This window comes from Streptomyces sp. NPDC002573 (assembly GCF_042889625.1).
Lineage (GTDB): Bacteria > Actinomycetota > Actinomycetes > Streptomycetales > Streptomycetaceae > Streptomyces > Streptomyces gibsoniae.
The window spans coordinates 15,965-35,913 of record NZ_JBIARC010000022.1 but is presented as its reverse complement, the minus strand read 5'-3'; the positions used below and the strand labels follow the sequence as shown (position 1 = coordinate 35,913).

The window sequence follows — 19,949 nt, the reverse complement described above, 5'->3', positions numbered from 1 at the left end:
CGCGACCTCAGTCCTGGGCGCCCTTCGCGCCGTGCTGCTCGTAGGCGTGGTCGTAGGGCAGCCTCGACGCCACCGGAGTCGCCTCCAGGCGGGCCGTGATGACGAGGACGCCCTCCTCGATCCGGTAGTCGAGGGGCAGCCCGAGGCCGCGCATAGCGGCGACCATGCCCGTGTTCGACGCCTGCGTGACCGCGTAGACGCTCTCGCAGCCCGCCTCCACCGCCATCGTCACCAGACGGCCGAGGAGTTCGCTGCCGATGCCGCGCCGCTGCCACTCGTCCTCGACGAGCAGGGCCACCTCCGTCTCGTCGCCGTCCCACAGCAGATGCCCGAGGCCGACGATGCGCCCAGCCGGCGTCTGCACCGCGAGCGTGCGGCCGAAGCGGGGGCTGAGCAGGTGGTTGAGATAGCGGTCCGCGTCGCTGACGGGGCCGTGATACCGCATGCTCAGGGTGCGCGGCGAGCAACGGTCGTGCATGTCCTTCGCCGCTTCGACGTCGGAGGTGTCGGCCCGCCGCACGGTGATCGCGCTGCCCTTCGGCAGGGTCAGTACGTCCTGGCTGCGGGGGATGCGCGGACCGAGCCGGGCATCCAGCTCGACCAGCGCCCGCGCCCGCGCGAACTCCGTCGGCGTGAACGGCAGATAAGGCCGCTCCACCATGATCACCCCGCCCTCCGGCGCCCGCAGCCGCATCACCGTGTCCTCCAGGGCCCCCTCGACGGGAGCGTCCGCCTCCGGACGCCCTGAGCCGGGGGAGCGGGCGGGCAGCGAGCGGATGGTGCAGCGGCCGAGCAACTTCCGGAGCGCTAGCGGGAGTTCGGCCGCGTCCAGCGCGGTGCGCGTGGCCAGGCTCAGTACCCGGGTGGGAGCGTCCACGAGGTCGTGCGCGTCGGCCCGCTCGATCCAGGTCTCGAAGCCTCCGGAGAGCGACACGGCCCGTGTGATCTCGCTCGCCTCCAGCTCGGCCGGGGCCCGCACCAGGAACTCGTCCACCGTGCCCTCGGCCAGGGGATGCGTCTGCAGGCTCAGGATGTCGATCCGTTGCCCGGCCAGCGCCGTGCACAGCGCGGCCAGGGTGCCCGGCTCGTCCTTCACCGTGGTCCGCATCCGCCACAGCGCGGTCGTCCCGGCGGCCGCGTCGCGCTCGGACGGCCCGGCCTGCCGCTCGTCGCCGGGCGGCCGGGCGCCGGTATCACTCGTCGGGGGTGCGTGACCGTGGCGGCGTGACCACCAGATGTGGAAACCGGCCGTCGCGACCAGGGCCACGGCCGAGAGTCCCAGCAGGGCGGGGCCGTCGGGGCCGTGCCCGATCAGATCGGCGGTCACGTCCGCGACCGCCACCGCCGTGAACAGGGCGGCCAGCTCGATCAGGTCCCGTCGCCAGTGGTGGACCGGGCGACCGTGCTTAGCACGCGTCACATCAGACATGTCAGGAGTCATGCAACCACTGTGGAGGAAGGGTGTTGCGTGATCACAAACGCTTTGTGTCTGACGGGTAAAGTGTGCTTCTGTCCTTTTTGTTGTTTTTTGACGAAGCTTTTGCGTGCCACCGGCACCTGCCGCCGCGCACCGGGGGATGACTCCGGTGCGCGGCACAGTGATCGAGGGTACGCGAGCCGGCCGCCTGCGGAGGACCACGCGAGCCCTCCGCGCGGCTCTCAACCGCTCGGCGGAGCAGGTGAGTTCAGCAGAGACAGGGGAGCGCCGCCGGACTACTGCCCGACCCGCCCCGGCTGCAGCACCCGTGTGAACAGCACGGTCCCGTCCTGCTCCCGCAGCCGGACCGTCAACTCCCCGCTGCCACCGTCGATGTCGACCTCGCCGAAGAACTGGTAGCCGCCCGCGGGGGAGACGTTCGAGCCGGTCGGCGCCTTCACGAAAACCCGATCCGGGCCGAACGTGTTGTCGAGTGCGCTGGCCGGGAACGCACCGGCGTTGAGCGGTCCGGAGACGAACTCCCAGAACGGCTCGAAGTCGGTGAACGCGGCGCGCGAGGGGTGGTAGTGCTGCGCCGAGGTGTGGTGCACATCGGCCGTCAGCCACAGCGTGCCCGTGATCCGCCGGTGCTTGATGAACCGCAGCAGCTCGGCGATCTGCAGCTCCCGCCCGAGCGGCACGCCCGGGTCGCCCTGTGCGACCGCCTCGAAGTTGGGCAGGTTCTCCATGGGGTCCGGCACGACCAGGCCGAGCGGCATGTCCGCGGCGATGACCTTCCACACCGCGCGCGAGCGGGCGAGCTCCCGCTTGAGCCACTCCAGCTGCTCGGCGCCGAGGATGCCCTGCGGGTCCACGGTCTGGTCGTCTGCCGAGTTGGCGTTGCGGTAGGTGCGCATGTCGAGGACGAAGACGTCCAGCAGTGGACCGTGCCGCATGACCCGGTACACCCGGCCGTCGCGGTCGCCCGGCTCCAGCGTCGAGACCGGGAAGTACTCGCTGAACGCACGCCGGGCGCGGGCGGCGAGCACGTCGATGCTCTTCTCGGTGTAGCGGGTGTCGGAGGAGGCGATCACCTCGCCGGGGTACCAGTTGTTGCGGACCTCGTGGTCGTCCCACTGGATGATCGACGGGACCTGGGCGTTGAACCGCCTGAGGTTCTCGTCCAGCAGGTTGTAGCGGAAGTTGCCGCGGTACTCGGCCAGCGTCTCGGCCACCTTGGACTTCTCCTCGGTGGTGATGTTGCGCCAGGTGCTGCCGTCGGGCAGGGCCTGGGTCGCCGAGATCGGCCCGTCGGCGTAGATGTTGTCGCCGCTGCACAGGAAGAAGTCCGGGTCGAGCTTCGCCATCGCGTCGTAGATCCGGTAGCCGCCGCGGTCCGGGTTGATGCCCCAGCCCTGGCCCGCCAGGTCGCCCGACCACAGGAAGCGGACCCCGCGGCGTCGGCCGAGCGGGGTCGTGCGGAAGGTGCCCGTGACGGGTTCGCCGGTGCGCCGCGGGTCGTGCGGGTCGGCCAGCAGCACGCGGTAGTGGATCTGTTCGCCGGCCGGCAGCCCGTGCAGCCGTGTGGTGCCGGTGAAGTCCGTGTCCGCGCCGAGCAGCGGGCCCTGCCATCTGTGCGGATTGCGGAACGACTCGGTCGCCGAGGTCTCGACGATCATCCGGGCGGGGCGGTCGGAACGCACCCAGACGAGACCGGAGTGGGCGGTCACGTCTCCGGCCTGGACTCCCCACCCCGCCTTCGGACGCTCCGACAGGGAGAACGCGGGTGCCGCGCCGAGCGTGGGGGGCAGGGCGAGGGCCGCCGACGCGGCCAGCGAGCCGCGCAGCACGCTGCGGCGGCCGGGGAAGGGACGGTGTGACATGAAGGCGCCTCCGGTGGACGGTTCCTGCCAATGGGCACTGTCACACCTACTGGTGCGCCGCAGCGCACACGGAAACCGGAAGTGAACAACCGGCCGGGGTGACACAGGCGCCACGAGCCCCGTGTCACCACACGCTCAGCGGCTGCCGTCCAGGATGACCCGCGCGACCAGCGCCGGATCGTCGTTCATCGGCACATGTCCGCAGCCGGGCAGTCGCACCAGGCGGGCCTTGGGGATGATCTGCTTGGCCCGGACGCCCTGACGGCGCATCAGGATCCGGTCCCGGGTGCCCCATGCCACGGTGACGGGCAGCCCGGGCAGGTCCTCCGCGAACTGCACGGAGGAGCCCCCTCGGAGGGTGTCGGCGAACCCCTCGGCGCGGGCCAGCGCGAGCGTCTCGGCGACGACGGCCTCGGGTGAACGGCGGCCGGGGCGGGCGTAGATGGTGCTCGTCAGCACCGTGCGCCCGGCCGCCGTGCGCGACAGCCGCTCCACCACCGGCACCGGTATGTTCCGCGCGGCCCGGCGCATCGCGAGGAGGACCGTGAACGCGTACCGCCGCTCGGCCGGGGACCAGAACCCGGCGGGCGAGAGTGCGGTGACGGACCGTACGAGGTTCGTGCGGCCCAGTTCCAGGGCCAGCAGACCGCCCAAGGAGTTGCCCGCCACATGCGGACGGCCGAGCTCCAGCGCCGTGCACAGCGCGCCGAGCGCGGGCACCACGGTCGACAGGTCGTAGGCGAGTCCGTCCGGCAGGGCCGGGGACGCGCCGAAACCGGGGAGGTCCACCGCGATCACGTCGCGCTCGGTGGCCAGAATGTCCACGACCGGGTCCCAGGCCTGGCGGTGATGGCCGATGCCGTGGAGCAGCAGAAGCGGTTCGCCGGTGCCCACGCGCGCGTACGAGAGGGTGACGGTCCGCGGGCCGTGCGGGGAGGGGAGGCTGAAGGAGACCGTGGCGGCCATGCTGCTGCTCCTCGTCTGGGGACACGCTGATGATCGCTGTTCGTAGACAGCTTGTCAGCAAGTGCTACCGGTCGGTAGCCCGTGGTCGCATCCGGCCCGGAACGCAAAGTTTCCGCACATGAACATTCGTGGACGAAAGGGTTCGCCCTCATGTCGTCCGTGTCGCGCACCGCGAACGCCGCGTGAACGCCCCGCGGCATCGCGTTCCTGTGCCGCGTAAGGGATCGAGGATTGGTATTGACCAAGGGTGGGGGCCGCCCTATGGTCGCAGAGAAGTGCAACAACCTTTAATAAACAAGGGCGCTAAAACGCCGTCGCACCACGGCGATTGCGGAGGACAGGGTGGGGACCACGCAGCTGGAATCGGTGCCGGAACCTAAGTACCGGCATCTCAAGACCGTGCTCACCGAGGCACTCGACTCCGAGTTCTCGGTGGGCGAGATCCTGCCCAACGAACGCGATCTCGCGGCCCGCTTCGGCGTCGCTCGTGCCACGCTCCGGCAGGCACTCGAACAGCTCGAACTGGAAGGGCGCCTCCAGCGCCGCCGCGGAGTCGGTACGACCGTCGCCCCGCCGCGCGTGGGGGTCGCGGTCGGCGCCGAGCGGCACCAGTGGCCGGGCGCCGCCGGGGACGCCTGGCAGCCCGTCGACTGCGCGAGCGCGGCCCCGCCCGCCGCCGTGGCCGAACTTCTGGAGACCGACCGGGACGAGCAGGTGCACACCGTGCGGCGCTCCCGGATGACCCACGGCCAGCCTGTCGCCGCCGAGCTGCTCTACATCCCGGACTCCTCGGTGCCGGACCTCTCCGCGATCGACTCGCCCTCCGGTGCGGCACGCGCGCGTGCCGTGCTGCGCGAGCTGCAGCACCTCGGGCTGGAGGACCAGGACCAGTCCGTCGAGCTGGGCTCGGCCAGTGCCGAGGACGCCAAGGAGCTGGACCGGCTGCCCGGCGCGCCCGTCCTCGTCGTCACCACCCGCTACTACGCCGGCGGCCGCACGGCGGCGGTTTCGCTCGCCACATACCGCGCCGACACCTGCCGGCTGACCTTCGGCGCCTCGGGCCATGTCGAGATCCACCACGATCCGGAGCGCCGCGCCTCCTGATCACCCAGAGCCCTGTCCGTCGCGCCCCGGGAATCCGGGGCGCGACGCTTTGTGCGCGCCTGGGGTGCGTACGCCGACGGGCCGGGCCCGCGTCCGGCGCGTACCGTGCGCCTACGCCGTCGGACCCGCCCCGTCCGGTTCAGCGTCGCGCCGTGACGGTGCCCTCCACGGCGAACAGTTGCTCCTCCACATGGTCCAGGGCCAGCCGCAGCGCCCCCGTCGCCACCGCGGCCTCGCCGAGCCGTGACAGGGTCACCTTCGGCGGGCGCAGACAGTAGCGGTCCAGCTCCCGGCGCAGCGGATCCAGTACACCGTCCAGGCCCGCCGCCCAGCCGCCGATGACGACGAGTTCGGGATCGAGGGCCAGGGCGAGGGCGGCCACATCGTGCACCAGCCGCTGGATGAACCGGTCCACGGCGGCGCGGGCCCGCTGGTCGCCCTCCCGGGCGAGCGCGAAGACGTCGGCGACCTGCTGTTCGTCCAGCGGTTGCAGCGGTTCGTCGGTGGTCGACAACAGCTTCTCCGGAGCCGCCTCGCGGCCCAGCAGATGCAGGGCGCCGATCTCCCCCGCAGCCCCGCCGTAGCCACGATGCAGCCGTCCGCCGATCAGCGCGCCGGCGCCGGGACTCAGCCCCGCCAGCACGAAGACGACGTCGTCCGACTCGGTGGCCGCCCCTTTCCAGTGCTCGGCCACGGCCGCCGCGTTGGCGTCGTTCTCGACGAGGACCGGGCACTTGAAGGAGCGGCCGAGCCGTTCGCCCAGCCTCAGCCCCGTCCACTCCGGCAGGGCTGTGCCCAGCCGCACGGTGCCGTCCGCCTCCACGATTCCGGGGCTGGCGACGCCCACCGCGCGCAGGGAGTCGCGTGCCACGCCCGCGCGGCGCAGCAGTTCGGCGACCGTGCCCCGCAGCCGGTCCAGACGTTCGTCCGCCGGCGCCGACTCGGAGATCTCCTTGGACAGCGAGCCCAGCTCCCGCCCGTCGAGATCGGCGAGGAGGGCGGTCACCCGGTGGGCGCCGACGTCCAGGCCCAGCAGATGGCCCGCCTCCGCCCGGAACCTGAACCTCCGCGCGGGCCGCCCCTGTCGGCGGGTCGCACCCTCCTCGGCGGCCTGCTCCACCACGAGTCCGGCCTCGATCAGTCCCTCGACCACACCCTCGACGGTCGGCCGGGACAGCCCGGTCACCGTGGTGATCTCGGTGAGCGTCGCGCAGTCCGTGGCGCGCAGCGCGTGCAGCACCACCGCGGAGTTGATCCTTCTGAGCAGAGAGGGGTCCCCGCCGGTCAGCCGCCCCAACGTCCGTCCTCCCAGCTCGTGCGCGTGTTGGGCGGATCGTACTCGGCACCGCACTCACCCGCGAGGGCCGGGCGGCAACAGAGCGGAACGGGAACCACCGGCCGGCGGTTCAGCCCCTGACGCCGTGCATGAGGTTCGCGACCAGGCTCACCGCGAACTCCTCGGTGAGGGGCAGGTTGGGCATCAGCAGACGGTGGTAGCAGGCACCCCAGAGCTGGTCGACCAGCACCTCGGGGTCGACGTCGGCGCGCAGTTGGCCGCGCGACCGGGCCCGTAGCATCGTCTCCACGGCCAACTCCCGCCGTGGGCCGGAGTAGCGCTTCAGCAGGGCGGCGGCCAGATCGGGGTCGGTCTGCGCCTGGCCGATGAGTTCGGCGATCACCCGCCCGGCAGGGGTCCGGGTGACGACATGGACGAACGCACGGAGTTGCGCGGTGAGATCGGCCTCGATGTCGCCGCTGTCGGGGAAGGTCAGCGCGGACTCGACGGCGTGGAAATAGCCGTCGAGGGCGAGCGCCCCCTTGGACGGCCACCACTTGTAGATCGTCGTCTTGCTGACACCGGCCTTGTCCGCGACCGCCTCGATGGTGAACGGGCCCATGCCCCCCTCCAGCAGCAGGGCACCCGCCGCCTCCAGGGCGTCGGCGCGCACCTCGGCCGCGGGCCGCCGCCCCCGGCCGCGCCGCACCCGTGAGGCCCCCTCCTGCTCCGATGACTCCGGCATCCTCTGTCCTCCCGTGTGTGTGACCGGATTCCTACCCTCACATATGGACGGCACGTTCACAACATGCTTTTATGAACGTGGCGTCCATAAACGGGGCGTCGACCAAGAGAGAGGGGCAGCACCATGTCCGACACCACACGGGTCGCACTCGTCACCGGGGCCTCCGGGGACATCGGCCGCGCGGTCGCCCAGCGGCTCGCCGCCGACGGCATGGCGGTCGCCGTCCACTACGCGGGCAACAAGGCCGCCGCCGACGAGACCGTCGCCGCCATCGAGGAGGCGCACGGCCGGGCGATCGCGGTGACCGGCGACGTCGCCGACGAAGCCGCCATGGCCGAGGCGTTCGACGTGGTCGAGCGGGCCTTCGGCGGGATCGACGTCGTGGTCCACACCGCGGGCGTGATGCTCCTCGGTCCGGTCGTCGAGTTCGACCTGGACGCGCTGGACCGGATGCACCGCACCAACATCCGCGGCACGTTCGTGGTGGCCCAGCAGGCAGCCCGCCGCGTCCGCGGCGGCGGCGCCGTCGTCACCTTCTCCACCTCGGTGACGCGGCTCGCGTTCCCCGGCTATGCCGCCTACGCCGCCGGCAAGGGTGCCGTCGAGGCCATGACGCTGGTGCTGGCCCGCGAGCTGCGCGGTCGCGACATCACCGTGAACGCCGTCGCGCCCGGTCCCACGGCCACCCCGCTCTTCCTCGAGGGCAAGGACCAGGAGGCCGTGGACCGGCTCGCCGCGCAGTCCCCGCTGGAGCGTCTGGGCACGCCGGACGACATCGCCGAGGCCGTCGCGTTCCTCGCCGGACCGGGACGGTGGGTCAACGGCCAGGTCGTCTTCGCCAACGGCGGCATCGCCTGACGGACGGCACGGAGACCGAACGTCTCCCGCCCGGTGCCTGACGCCGTGCCAATTGTCAGTGGCGGCCGCTTTACTGGACCGCATGGACATCGCGAGGTACCTGTCCGTCATAGACCTGCTGTGCGCCCGGGAGTTCCCCGCGTCGCGCGGCAGGACGGAGCACGGTGAGAGCGGGCCCGGATATCACACGGCCGCCTTACAGACGAGCGGCGAGTTCTGGGACGACGGCGGCTGTGAGCGGGAGGAGACAGAGGAGCAGTACGAGGCCGACCGGGACGGCCTCGGCGAGCGGCTGACCGAGCGCTGGGGGCCGCCCCAGATCTTCAGCCTCTCCAGCGTTCTCGACCGGACCCTGGAGGGCGAGAACATAGAGCAGCCCTGGGCCGCCCTCAGCGGGCACATACCGGACGTCCAGCTGTGGAAGTCGGCCGAGACGGGCCGGTGGGTCGCCCTCGGGGTCTCCCAGTGGGACAAGGAGCTGCCGTTCCAGCTCCTCGCGGTCGTCACGGAGACGGATCCCCCGTGACCCTGTCGGCCGGCGTCTCCTCCGCGGCCGTCCGCAACCGGGCGAACTCCTCCGCCATGGTGACCGCCGTCCAATGCGCGTTCAGACCACTGGGGTTGGGCAGCACCCACACCCGGGTCGAGCCGATCGTCCGCTGCTGCGGGCCCACCGCGGCCCCTCGGTCCGCGAAGGCCGCGCGATACGCGGTCACCCCGACCACCGCCAGCCACGCAGGCCGCAGCCGCTCCACCTTGGCGGCGAGAACCCGCCCGCCCTCGCGGTACTCCTCGGCGCTCAGCTCGTCGGCCCGCGCGGTCGCCCGCGCCACCACATTGGTGATGCCGAGCCCGTGGGCGAGCAACTGCCCCTGCTCCGACGGCTTCATCAGCCTCGGTGTGAAGCCGGACAGATGCAGCACCGGCCAGAAGCGGTTGCCGGGGCGGGCGAAGTGATGGCCCGTCGCCGCCGTCATCAGACCGGGATTGATGCCGCAGAAAAGCACCTTGAGGCCGTCCGCGACCACGTCCGGCACCAGACGGTCGCGGGCGGCCTCCAGCTCCGCCGGGGTGAACCGGGTCAGAGGATCGCCCCCGGGGTGTAGCCGGCGGCCTCGGGGTGCTGCTTCACGATCTCCTCGACGCGGCCCACGACCGCGGCGACCTGGTCGGCCGCGGCGCCCGTGAAGGACAGCTTGTCCGCCATCAGCGCGTCGAGCTGCGCGCGGTCCAGCGGGATGCGCTCGTCGGCGGCCAGCCGGTCCAGCAGCTCGTTGCGCTCGGCGCCCTGCTCGCGCATCGCGAGCGCGCAGGACACGGCGTTCTCCTTGATGGCCTCGTGGGCGACCTCGCGGCCGACGCCCGCGCGCACCGACGCCATCAGCACCTTGGTCGTGGCGAGGAACGGCAGATAGCGGTCCAGCTCACGCGCGACGACGGCGGGGAAGGCGCCGAACTCGTCGAGCACCGTCAGGAACGTCTCCAGCAGACCGTCCAGCGCGAAGAACGCGTCCGGCAGCGCGACCCTGCGCACCACCGAGCAGGACACATCGCCCTCGTTCCACTGGTCGCCCGCCAGCTCGCCGGTCATCGAGGCGTAGCCGCGCAGGATCACCATCAGGCCGTTGACGCGCTCGCAGGAGCGGGTGTTCATCTTGTGCGGCATCGCGGACGAGCCGACCTGGCCGGGCTTGAAGCCCTCGGTCACCAGCTCGTGCCCGGCCATCAGCCGGATCGTCTTGGCCAGCGACGACGGCGCCGCCGCCAGCTGCACCAGGGCGGTGACCACCTCGTAGTCGAGTGAGCGCGGGTAGACCTGGCCGACCGAGGTGAAGGCCTGCGAGAAGCCCAGGTGACCGGCGATGCGCTGCTCCAGGTCCGCGAGCTTCGCCGCGTCCCCGCCGAGCAGGTCGAGCATGTCCTGCGCCGTGCCGACGGGGCCCTTGATGCCGCGCAGCGGGTAGCGGCCGAGCAGCTCCTCGACCCGGCCGTAGGCGACGAGCAGCTCGTCGGCGGCGGTCGCGAAGCGCTTGCCCAGGGTGGTGGCCTGCGCGGCCACGTTGTGGGAGCGGCCGGCCATGACCAGCTCGCCGTACTCGGCCGCGAGCTTGCCGAGGCGGGCCAGCACGGCCACCGTGCGGCCGCGCACCAGCTCCAGGGAGAGCCGGATCTGCAGCTGCTCGACGTTCTCCGTCAGATCGCGGGAGGTCATGCCCTTGTGCACGTGCTCATGTCCGGCGAGGGCGTTGAACTCCTCGATCCGGGCCTTCACATCGTGCCGGGTGACCTTCTCGCGCTCGGCGATCGAGGCGAGATCGACCTGATCGAGCACGCGCTCGTAATCGGTGATCGCGGCGTCCGGGACGTCGACCCCCAGGTCCTTCTGGGCCCGCAGCACGGCGAGCCAGAGCTGCCGCTCCAGCCTCACCTTCTGCTCGGGGGACCAGAGCGTGGCAAGCTCGGCGGAGGCATAGCGTCCGGCGAGGACGTTCGGGATTCGGGGCTTTGCGGGCGCAGCTGTCACGTGTACGGATTCTACTGGCGATTCCTGCAGGCCAGCGCCATCGGGTGATTCGGCGGAACCTACGAGACCGCCGTCACGCGGTCCCGGGGCCCGCGCGATCCGGTGCGCGACCGAACGTCGCTGCTGGGGCCGGTGCCCCGAGTACTACGGCTGGTCCGCGACCTCCGCCAGGATGTCCCCGTGGCACAGCTCGGGCGCGCACCAGCAGGCGAGCGTTTTGCCGCGCAGCTCGGGCACCTGGGCCAGCAGATCGGGGTGTGCCATCAGATGCTCCCGGTACCTGGCCATCACCTCGGCCCGGGTCCCGTCGCGCCTCTTCTTCCCGTTGTCGATCTGGAACGGGTTGAACGGCGGGTGCTGCGGCAGGTTCCAGCCGCCCCTGACCAGGCGGCGGCCGATGTAGACGAGGTCGCTGGGGGCGTACTCCAGCCGGGGACCGAAGTCCTGGACACGGCCCTTGAGGTTGATCACCCTGGTGGTCACGCGCGGTTCCCTCCGGAGCGTTCACTACTCCTGGACGGCCGGGTCCTGGTACGCCAGCAGGTCCGGCCGCTTGGCCGGGCGGCCGTCGCCGGACCGCAGCGCGTCTAATAAGTGGCGCTTGAGGTGCACTCGCACATCGCTGTCGTAGCGCTTGAGCGCTTTAGGGTCGTGGTGCCTCTCTGCACATCACTTGATCGGGTGCGTGGACGGACGGCTGGCCTGCTCATGTAATGGGGCGGGCAGGGCTTCCCCGCGTGGCATGATGGCGACGTGACTCTGATCCGAAAGGGCGATGCCGCGTAGGCCGCCCGGCGCGGTGCGCGCCCAGAAGCGGTCGAGCCGGGGTGGTTCCCGACGGTTCAGTCAGGTTTCGGGGCTTGGGCGTAGTGCTCAGGGTGCTGTCCGGCGGCTGGAGGCCGACAGGTTCCATCCGGGATACCTGCGTGATGGCCTCGACCAGTTCGAGCAGTTCCTTCGAAACCCAGGGCGTTTGCTCTACGTACCTTTGGCGGACTGTCCGTGCCACGATCCGGTTTATGGTCGAGACACCGTCGAGGCGATGCTGAGCGCTTTGTCTTTGCGTGCTCGGCGTGAGCTGAGAGAGATCGTCGCGCGGTTGGATGACGAATTCGAGCGGCGGACCCTGCCCGATCCGACCGCGCCGGTGGAGCTCGGGGCCGGCTGGTGGCATCGGCGTCTGACGGGACGGTAGTGCCAGGCGATGGGGAACAACACGCTGGACCGGCGAGGGGCATACGTGAGTCCATACCCGACTCAACGATCACGAACGCCTCAGGTTCCACAAACAGAATCACAAGACACTAGGGCCCCACCTGTCGCCAGTCCGTCACAGGGCCGGGATTCGTGTGGTCCGCAGGGGTGACCCAGAAGGCTCTGCCCAGCGCCGAGTACCGAGGAGCACCACCCACGATGGCCGTCAAGCTTCTCATAGACCTCTACCTGCGCAAGAGCAAGAACTTGCGGGAGGACGACCACCGCCGAGAGCGGTTCCGGTCTTGCCGTGGTCGAGGAGGGTGGAGCGACTCGCCCGCCTGTGCGGCGCGCAGCTACCAGGGCTGGTCTTCGGTCAGTTTCAGCAGGCGCTGCAGGAGCGCACCGGCCTTGCGCAGCTCGGCCTCGGGGACCTGCCACAGCCGTGCCGCGTCGCTGTAGCCGCCCCCGCCGGTGCCGCTCCAGTAGCAGGCGGATCGCTCGGTGGCGGCAGCGAGGACCGCAGCCGGGTAGCGCTCCAGCAGCAACTGAGGGTCGGCCACCCGCCACCAGGAGGCCAGGGTGCGGGCGGCCAGGTGTGTCCCGTGCCGGGCCGGGATGTGCTGCCACAGCAGGCGGGCGACCGGGTCCAGAGTGGCACCGGTGCGCGGGAGGCGGGTGACCGGCTCGGTACCGCCTGTGCGGTAGCGGGCCATCATGGTGCTGGCGTTCATCGCGTACGGAGTCCGGTGCGGCAGGACCTCGACGATCAGTCGGTCGGGCCCGGGGGACCAGCGCAGCAGGTAGTCATGACTTCCCCGGTCGGTGCAGACCTCGCCTCCGGCACTGTCCCAGGCACGTCGCCCCTCGGCGGGGAAGACCGTGGCGCTGCAGGACTCCACCCGCTCCCGGAGGCCGACGCCGATCCCGTACAGCGGCCCGGTCGCGCCGTACAGCCGCAGCAGGGTGGCGGCGGGTGAGTCGGGCGCGCACATCCGCTCCAGCTTTCGGCGGTCGCCGCCTGCGGCGTGCTCCCAGAAGGCGAAGGCGCGCTTGTGCAGGGTCTTGGGATCGGAAGACCGGCGCTGCTGCGCGGACGGGGCACGACCGGGTGCGGCGGGCCGGGAGCCAGGGCGAGGAGAGGGGGCCCGCGCTGCGGGCGCCTCGGCGGTTCGCCCGGCCTTCGCTCCGCCCGTGCTCCGCTTCCCCGTGGCGCCGCTTGCGGCGCCGGCGTTCCGTGCGGGCGGCGGCCCCTCGTCAGCGGTGGCGCCCGCAGGCACCGCCGCCACCGTACCTCCCGTGGATGCGGCAGTGTCTTCGGCGGCGCCACCGCGAGGCGGCGGCACGCTCCCTGCGGCCGGAGGCGTGGCCGGACGCTTGGGGGCCAGGCATCGGGCGCAGCCCAGGTGGCTCTTGGCTGCGACCAGCGGGGCACCGGCCTGGCCGCAGGCCGGGCAGCGCAACGGGGCGAACTCCCCGGCGGGCAGCAGCCAGTCCAGGTCCAGCGGGTAGCGCCGCTCTCCGCGCCGTACGTCCAGCGCCAGGCGTAGCACCGGGACTCTCAGCAGGTGCAGCCGGTAGGGGGTGAGGCTGTGGTGGGCGCGATACTTCTCGGCGATCTCGGCCAGGCGGCGGGCGCGCTCCTCGCGGGTGCTCTCGACGCGGGCGCGCAGCAGTGCCGCGCGGTCCTCGGGCGCGTCGGCGGCACGGCGCTGGAGGGAGTCCACGGCGGCGGCGTAGTACTCCTCGGCGCGGGCACGCTCCTTGGCGTACGCATCGCCGACTTGCGCTGCCAGCCGGTCGCGGCGCAGCACGGCAGCGGCCTCCAGCATCCGGTGGGCCTCGACGAGGGCGGCGGCCAGGTCCGGCCGGCTGGTGGAAGCGTGGTGCACGGCAGCGCCGAGCCCCTCCGGCAGTGCGGTCTCGGCGCGGGGATCGCGGTCGGTGCGGGCAAGGCGTTCGCTGACCCGGGCCGGCACCCGCAGGCGGCTGGGTATGTCGACGTATTCCTCGACCTGTTCCTGGAAGTGGTCCTCCGCGGAGAGCTCGTAGCCCACCAGGGCGCCCACGCGCAGCACCGGCCGCAGGGCCCGCTCGAGCGGGGCGTCGGAACGCGGATCCAGGCGGCCGTGGTCGACGGGGAGGTGATCGCGGGCCTTGGACAGCAACGTGGCGGCGTCGGGCGGCACGGAGCGCGGAGTGGTCAGGGTGAGGGTACCGGTGTCGCCCGCGGCCAGGACGCTCTCGGCGGCCTTGACGACCAGCGGGTGTCCGGTCACCAGGAGCAGGGCGCCGTCCTCGCGGGAGGCATCGGGGTCGGCGGTGACCGCCGTCTCCTCAGGCAGTTCCAGCTCGCTCGCCAGAGCGGCGGGCAGGAGTGCCAGGGCGGTGTCGCCGGCGTCCTCCCACAGCCCGCCGCGGTGGGCGACCCAGTCCAGCCAGAAGGCCAGCCCCGGCTCCTTGCGGATCACCGGCCCGCCTCCTGCTCGTCATCGCCGCCGACCAGTGCGTCGACCGCGCCGCGACTGTCCAGGTAGTCCGTGCGGGCGCTGACCAGCCGCTCGCCCAGCCGCTCCATGCGTTCTTCGAACTCCGCGTCGTCCCCCGAGGTGGCGAAGGCGTCGAAGACGCAGGCCTCGAAGTCGAAGTCCTCGTCCACCCGGCCCAGGATCATGTCGAGCTCACCGACGACCAGCTCGAACAGATTGATTTTGGATTCGAGGGCGTGCAGGATCCGTTGCTCGATGGTGCCCTGGGCGACCAGATTGGTCAGCACCACGTCGTGCTCCTGCCCCACCCGGTGCAACCGGCCCAGGCGCTGCTCGATCTGCATAGGGTTCCACGGCAGGTCCACATTGGCCATCACATGGCAGAACTGCAGATTGCGGCCCTCCCCGGCGGACTCGGTGGAGAGCAGCACCGGCGCCTGATCGCGGAAGGCCGCCACCGCCGCTTCTTTGGCCCGGCGCGAGAGACTGCCGTGGTAGACGGCCGCCGGGACGCCTTCGCGCTCCAACCGGGCGGCGAGCGTGTCCAGCGTCTGCCGGAAGGCGGTGAACACCAGCACCTTCTCTCCGTGTTCGTGGTGCTGGCGCAGCCGCTCCAGAAGTAGCTCCGCCTTCGTGGATCCCTCGATTCCCCTGGCCAGGGCCGCCAGGTCCGGCCAGCCCGCCTTGGCCAGGGCCGGGGCGGCGGCCTGCGGGCTCGACCCGGCCAGCCGGGTCAGCCCGCGCAGGGTCAGCAGCCGCGCCGAGGACGCGTCCTTGGCCTCCGCCCGGATCCGGGCGGCGACCCCCGCATACAGCTCCGCCTCCTCCTCGGAGGGCGCCACCAGCACCGTCTCGGCCAGCCGCTGCGGCAGCAGCACCTCGACCTCGCTGCGCCGGTGACGAACCATCACCTCACGGGTACGGGCCCGCAGCTCGTCCAGGTTGCGCGGCGCCGAAGGATCCGTCCCGGCTCCGGCGTGCCGCTGGCGGAACTGCGCCGGGGTGCCCAGCAACCCGGGCGCGACCAGGCTCACCAGCTCGTACAGGTCCTGCAACCGGTTCTCCACCGGAGTCGCGGTGAGCAGCAGCAGATAGCGGGCACGCAGGGCCCGGGCGAGTTTCCCCGAGGCGCTGCGCGGATTACGCAACCGGTGCGCCTCGTCCGCCACCACCACATCCCACTGCCCCTCGGTCAGCAGGGACTTCAGCGGCTCCCGGCGCGCGGCGGCGATCGAGGCGAGCACCACCGGCCGCTCGGCGTCCGTCTCCTCCCAGCCCTGGCCCCGGGCGATCACCGTCGGCAGGCCGAACTTGCGCTCCAGCTCCTCGCGCCACTGCTCCACCAACCCGGCCGGGGTGACAACGAGCGTCCGATCCGCCAGCCCCCGCATCCGCAGCTCGGACAGGACCAGACCCGCCTCGATCGTCTTGCCCAGTCCCACCTCGTCCGCGAGGATCGCCCGGCCGCGCATCCGCCGCAACACCGTCTGAGCGGTCTGCACCTGGTATCCGAACGGTGTGAAGGACAGCTGCGGCAGCGACAGGAAGGAGTCGAAACCCGGCCTGCGCCACACCTCCACCGCCGCGTCGACCAGCGCCGAGGTGACCGGATCCACCGCAGACGCGCCCAGTCGTCCCAAGAGCACCGTGAACGCGTCGGGAAGTCCTTCGGGCCGCTGAGCCAAGCCGTCAGCGATGGTGAGCGTGTCGGCGGTACTCAAGTTTCCTCACTCAGGGAGCAGCAGAACGAATGCTGGCGGGCACTCTCTGTCACCCGCGCGGGCCAGCCTACCGAACACATAGGACGCGAGCCCGCATGATCTTGGCATCATGACCTTGTGACTCCTCCCCCGGCTGAAGCCGGAGATCGGGGTAGCGCTGCCAGCTCGGGTACAGGGGGCGGCAGGGCGGTTCTCCCGCTGAACGGACTCCGAGTCCACAGGCATGTGCCGCTGGAGCGAGTTCAGGGCGGTCACGAGGATCGGGACGACCGTGGTCATGTGGTCAGATCAGAGGCGGCCTTCGCCGCCCCCGCCGCGCGGCGTGACGTCGGTCCGGCGGCTGCAGGTGTCGTGCGGGTGAGGGTGAGGTCCCGCGTTTAATCGGTGCATGGCAGCCGGGCGGGGCTCCGGGTCAGGGCCCCACCTGGCGCCAGTCCGTCACGGGGCCGGGGTTTGTGTGGTCCGCTGGGGTGACCCAGAAGGCTTTGCCCAGCTCAGCGCTAAAGTGGGCGCCTGTCCGGCCGTCGCCCGACGAGCGGCCCGTCAGCCGCCGCCCTATCCACGGCAGCAGATGCTGCCGGGTGAAGCGGACGTCCGCGGTCCGGCGTGCGAGCCAGCCGGGCGAAGCGCTCGGCGGCATCGGCGTACGCCACTCCGCATCCTCCGCCTCGTACCCGAGGGTCTGCCATACGGCCTCCGCCACCCGGCGATGTCCCTCGGTCGTCAGATGCAGCCGGTCCACGTCCCACATGCGCGGATCGGACAGCGAGGGCGCGCCGTAGAGGTCGACCACGAGTGCGCCGTGCCGCTCGGCGAGCTCGTCGACGCAGGCGAACAGCTCTTCCATACGAGGCCGGAAGCGTTCGAGGACCGGGCCCTGGCGGCCCGGGCTGCGCATCAGGACGAGCTGCTTGCACGAGGGGGCCAGCCGCTCCACGGCCTCGGTCAGCAGCCCCCGTACGCGGTCCATGTCGCACTTCGGCCGCAGCGTGTCGTTCAGACCACCGACCAGGGTGATCACATCGGGCCGCATCGCGGCGGCGAGGTCGACCTGCTCGTCGACGATCTGCTTGATGAGCTTGCCGCGCACGGCCAGTTTGGCATACCGGAATCCGGGTGTCCGGGCGGCCATCCGGCCCGCGAGGACATCGGCCCAGCCGCGGTACGAGCCGTCCGGAAGCAGGTCCGACATGCCCTCGGTGAAGGAGTCGCCGACCGCGACCAGGCTGGTGTGGGTGGGGTTCGTCTGCATGGCGCCGACGATCGTATCCCGAGTCCATACCCGCCGGTCGGTCGGCCTGTCCCGTCCGGTGCGGGGCCACCGGCCGCCGGCTCCCGCACCGGCGGTCAGGACCGCCGGCCGAACAGCTCCCGCAGGACGTCCTCCATCGTGACCAGGCCCGCCAGACGGCCGTCCGCGCCCTGGACCGCCGCCAGATGCGTACGGCTGCCGCGCATCGCCGTCAGCACGTCGTCCAGCGGTGTGCTCTCCCGTACCCGGGCGATGGACCGCATGTCGCGCAGCCTGAACGGCTCGTCCCGCGGGGAGGCGTCCAAGGCGTCCTTGACGTGCAGATAGCCGCTGATCCGCCGCCCCTCGTCCACCACCGGGAACCGCGAGAACCCGGACTCGGCGGACAGCCGCTCCAGCTCCTCCGGAGTGATGCCCACGCGTGTGTACACCACGCGCTCCAGCGGTACCACCACGTCACGCACGGGCCGCCGGCCCAGTTCCAGGGCGTCGTGCAGCCGCTCCTGGGCGCGGTCGTCGATCAGCCCGGCCTCGGTGGAGTCCGTGACGAGCCGGGCCAGTTCGTCGTCCGAGAAGGTGGCCGTGACCTCGCTCTTCGTCTCCACCCGCAACAGCGTGAGCAGCCCGTTCGCGAACGCGTTCACGGTGAAGATCACCGGCCGCAGGGCCCGGGCCAGAGCGACCAGCGGCGGGCCGAGCAGCAGCGCCAGCCGCACCGGCTCCGCGAGCGCGACGTTCTTCGGCACCATCTCGCCCAGCAGCATGTGCAGATAGGTCGCCAGGGCCAGCGCGATCACGAACGACACCACCCGGCCCGCGCCCGGAGGGACGCCGACCGCGTGGAACACCGGCTCCAGCAGATGCTCGATCGCGGGCTCGGCGACGACACCGAGGACCAGGGTGCACAGGGTGATGCCGAGCTGTGCGGCCGCGAGCAGCGCCGACACGTGCTCCAGGCCCCACAGCACCCTGCGGGCCCGTCGGTCGCCCGCCTCGGCGTGCGGCTCGATCTGGCTGCGGCGGACGGAGATGAACGCGAACTCGGCGCCCACGAAGAAGGCGTTCGCGACGAGCGTCAGCAGACCGATCAGCAGTTGGACGAGGGTCACCGCTCCTCCTCCTGCTCGGCGGCCGGCGCGTGCAGAAGCATCCGGGCGGCCCGGCGCCCCGTCGCGTCCATGACCTCGACGCACCACCCGGCCACCTCGACGCTGTCCCCCTTGGCCGGTATCCGCCCGAGCTCCGTGGCGATCAGCCCGGCGAGGGTCTCGTAGGGACCCTCGGGCACCCGCAGCCCGACGCGCGCGAGCTGGTCCATCCGGGCCGAGCCGTCGGCCGAGTACAGCGCGCGGCCCGCGGTGTCCGTGCCGGCCGGGGCCAGATCGGGTGTCTCGTGCGGGTCGTGCTCGTCGCGCACCTCGCCGACGACCTCCTCGACGATGTCCTCCAGGGTGGCGACCCCGGCGGTGCCGCCGTACTCGTCGATGACGACGGCCATGGTGTTCTTGCCGGAGAGCCGGTCCAGCAGCCGGTCGACGGTGAGGGACTCGGGGACGAAGAGCGGTTCGCGCATCATGACCGCGACCGAACGGTGGGGCCGCGCGTCCGCGGGCACGGCCACGACGTCCTTGATGTGCGCGATACCGACGACCGAGTCCAGGCCGCCGCGGTAGACGGGGAAGCGGGACAGCCCCGTCGCGCGCGTCGCGTTCGCCACGTCCTCGCAGGTCGCCTGGGCGTCGAGGGCGATCACCTGGACGCGCGGGGTCATCACGTTCTCCGCGGTCAGGTCGGCGAGGTTGAGGGTGCGTACGAACAGTTCCGCCGTGTCCGCCTCCAGCGCGCCTTCCTTGGCGGAGTGCCGTGCGAGCGCCACCAGTTCCTGGGGGCTGCGCGCGGAGGCCAGCTCCTCGGCGGGTTCGAGGCCGAAGCGGCGGACCATGTGGTTGGCCGTGTTGTTCAGATGCGTGATGAACGGGCGGAACGCGGAGCTGAACCAGCGCAGGGGCGTGCCCACCCGTTTGGCCACCGCGAGCGGCGAGGAGATCGCCCAGTTCTTGGGCACCAGTTCGCCGACCACCATCAGGAAGACGGTCGACAGGCCCGTGCCGATGACGAGGGCCACGGAGGTGGACGTGGCGCGCGACAGGCCCAGCGCGCCGAGCGGGCCCGCGATCAGCTTGGCGATCGACGGTTCGGAGAGCATGCCGACCACCAGGTTGGTGACCGTGATGCCGAGCTGGGCGGCCGAGAGCTGGAACGTCAGATTCCGTACGGCCTTGAGCGCGCCCGCGGCGCCGCGCTCACCTCGTCGTACGGCGAGGTCCAGCTCGCTGCGCTCGACCGTGGTGAGAGAGAACTCAGCCGCGACGAATCCACCGCAGGCGAGCGAGAGCAGGATCGCCACCACCAGAAGGAGCACTTCGGTCATCGGGTCACCTCCGTCCGGGGATCGGCCGGGGACGCGGCGACCGCGCGAGGTCGGGCTCTGGGAGGCTCGCTCTTCGGCTGATGCTCACA

16 protein-coding genes are annotated in these 19,949 nt (G+C 71.6%); 3 read left to right on the top strand and 13 right to left on the bottom strand.

Annotation, left to right across the window (positions count from 1 at the left end):
* Positions 1–7 precede the first annotated feature (7 nt).
* The 3 genes from ACFYX0_RS21475 to ACFYX0_RS21465 all read right to left on the bottom strand — a co-directional run bounded on the left by ACFYX0_RS21475 (position 8) and on the right by ACFYX0_RS21465 (position 4,266).
* On the bottom strand, positions 8–1,429 hold the full coding sequence (locus ACFYX0_RS21475; protein WP_388972261.1) for a GNAT family N-acetyltransferase: 1,422 nt from the start codon (positions 1,427–1,429) through the stop codon (positions 8–10).
* Between the two features lie 284 nt (positions 1,430–1,713).
* Positions 1,714–3,300, bottom strand: coding sequence for an alkaline phosphatase D family protein (locus tag ACFYX0_RS21470; protein WP_388972258.1), 1,587 nt, complete (start codon positions 3,298–3,300; stop codon positions 1,714–1,716).
* A gap of 135 nt (positions 3,301–3,435) precedes the next feature.
* Complete coding sequence (locus ACFYX0_RS21465; protein WP_388972255.1) at positions 3,436–4,266, bottom strand: alpha/beta fold hydrolase; 831 nt, start codon at positions 4,264–4,266, stop codon at positions 3,436–3,438.
* 342 nt (positions 4,267–4,608) lie between these two features.
* On the opposite strand from ACFYX0_RS21465, the gene ACFYX0_RS21460 reads away from it, so the two are divergent.
* Positions 4,609–5,370: a GntR family transcriptional regulator gene (locus ACFYX0_RS21460; protein WP_355908226.1), complete on the top strand. Its 762-nt coding sequence runs from the start codon at positions 4,609–4,611 to the stop codon at positions 5,368–5,370.
* Positions 5,371–5,509: 139 nt separating this feature from the next.
* Here ACFYX0_RS21460 and ACFYX0_RS21455 read toward each other — a convergent pair whose 3' ends face one another.
* Both ACFYX0_RS21455 and ACFYX0_RS21450 read right to left on the bottom strand, forming a co-directional pair.
* Complete coding sequence (locus ACFYX0_RS21455; RefSeq protein ID WP_355908218.1) at positions 5,510–6,667, bottom strand: ROK family transcriptional regulator; 1,158 nt, start codon at positions 6,665–6,667, stop codon at positions 5,510–5,512.
* 109 nt (positions 6,668–6,776) lie between these two features.
* Positions 6,777–7,391 carry a TetR/AcrR family transcriptional regulator C-terminal ligand-binding domain-containing protein gene (locus ACFYX0_RS21450; RefSeq protein WP_388972252.1) on the bottom strand — a complete coding sequence of 205 codons (615 nt, stop codon included), beginning with the start codon at positions 7,389–7,391 and terminating at the stop codon, positions 6,777–6,779.
* A gap of 123 nt (positions 7,392–7,514) precedes the next feature.
* On the opposite strand from ACFYX0_RS21450, the gene ACFYX0_RS21445 reads away from it, so the two are divergent.
* Both ACFYX0_RS21445 and ACFYX0_RS21440 read left to right on the top strand, forming a co-directional pair.
* Positions 7,515–8,249 (top strand): SDR family oxidoreductase, encoded by a 735-nt coding sequence (locus ACFYX0_RS21445; RefSeq protein ID WP_388972248.1) that lies wholly within the window; start codon positions 7,515–7,517, stop codon positions 8,247–8,249.
* An 82-nt stretch (positions 8,250–8,331) separates the two neighbouring features.
* The gene (locus ACFYX0_RS21440; RefSeq protein ID WP_388972247.1) at positions 8,332–8,775 is read left to right on the top strand and encodes a hypothetical protein; all 444 of its coding nucleotides are present in this window, start codon (positions 8,332–8,334) and stop codon (positions 8,773–8,775) included.
* Here the strand turns inward: ACFYX0_RS21440 and mug are convergent.
* From mug to ACFYX0_RS21400, 8 genes are all read right to left on the bottom strand, one after another.
* Positions 8,753–9,334, bottom strand: coding sequence for a G/U mismatch-specific DNA glycosylase (gene mug, locus ACFYX0_RS21435; protein WP_388972458.1), 582 nt, complete (start codon positions 9,332–9,334; stop codon positions 8,753–8,755). The two genes, ACFYX0_RS21440 and mug, sit on opposite strands and share 23 nt — an antisense overlap.
* Entirely contained in the window at positions 9,331–10,773 is a 1,443-nt protein-coding gene (gene purB, locus ACFYX0_RS21430; protein WP_388972245.1) for an adenylosuccinate lyase, read from the bottom strand. The genes mug and purB overlap by 4 nt, the downstream gene beginning before the upstream one ends.
* A 144-nt stretch (positions 10,774–10,917) precedes the next feature.
* Complete coding sequence (locus tag ACFYX0_RS21425) at positions 10,918–11,256, bottom strand: DUF4326 domain-containing protein (protein ID WP_388972243.1); 339 nt, start codon at positions 11,254–11,256, stop codon at positions 10,918–10,920.
* A gap of 1,067 nt (positions 11,257–12,323) precedes the next feature.
* Positions 12,324–14,438, bottom strand: coding sequence for a hypothetical protein (locus ACFYX0_RS21420; RefSeq protein ID WP_388972241.1), 2,115 nt, complete (start codon positions 14,436–14,438; stop codon positions 12,324–12,326).
* Positions 14,435–16,177, bottom strand: coding sequence for a DEAD/DEAH box helicase (locus ACFYX0_RS21415; protein ID WP_388972239.1), 1,743 nt, complete (start codon positions 16,175–16,177; stop codon positions 14,435–14,437). The genes ACFYX0_RS21420 and ACFYX0_RS21415 overlap by 4 nt, the downstream gene beginning before the upstream one ends.
* Before the next feature lie 412 nt (positions 16,178–16,589).
* Positions 16,590–17,429: an SGNH/GDSL hydrolase family protein gene (locus ACFYX0_RS21410; RefSeq protein WP_388972237.1), complete on the bottom strand. Its 840-nt coding sequence runs from the start codon at positions 17,427–17,429 to the stop codon at positions 16,590–16,592.
* Positions 17,430–17,524: 95 nt separating this feature from the next.
* A complete protein-coding gene (locus ACFYX0_RS21405; RefSeq protein ID WP_388972235.1) occupies positions 17,525–18,538 on the bottom strand; it encodes a hemolysin family protein in 1,014 nt (337 codons plus the stop codon).
* Positions 18,535–19,860 (bottom strand): hemolysin family protein, encoded by a 1,326-nt coding sequence (locus tag ACFYX0_RS21400; RefSeq protein WP_388972233.1) that lies wholly within the window; start codon positions 19,858–19,860, stop codon positions 18,535–18,537. The genes ACFYX0_RS21405 and ACFYX0_RS21400 overlap by 4 nt, the downstream gene beginning before the upstream one ends.
* Positions 19,861–19,949 lie beyond the last annotated feature (89 nt).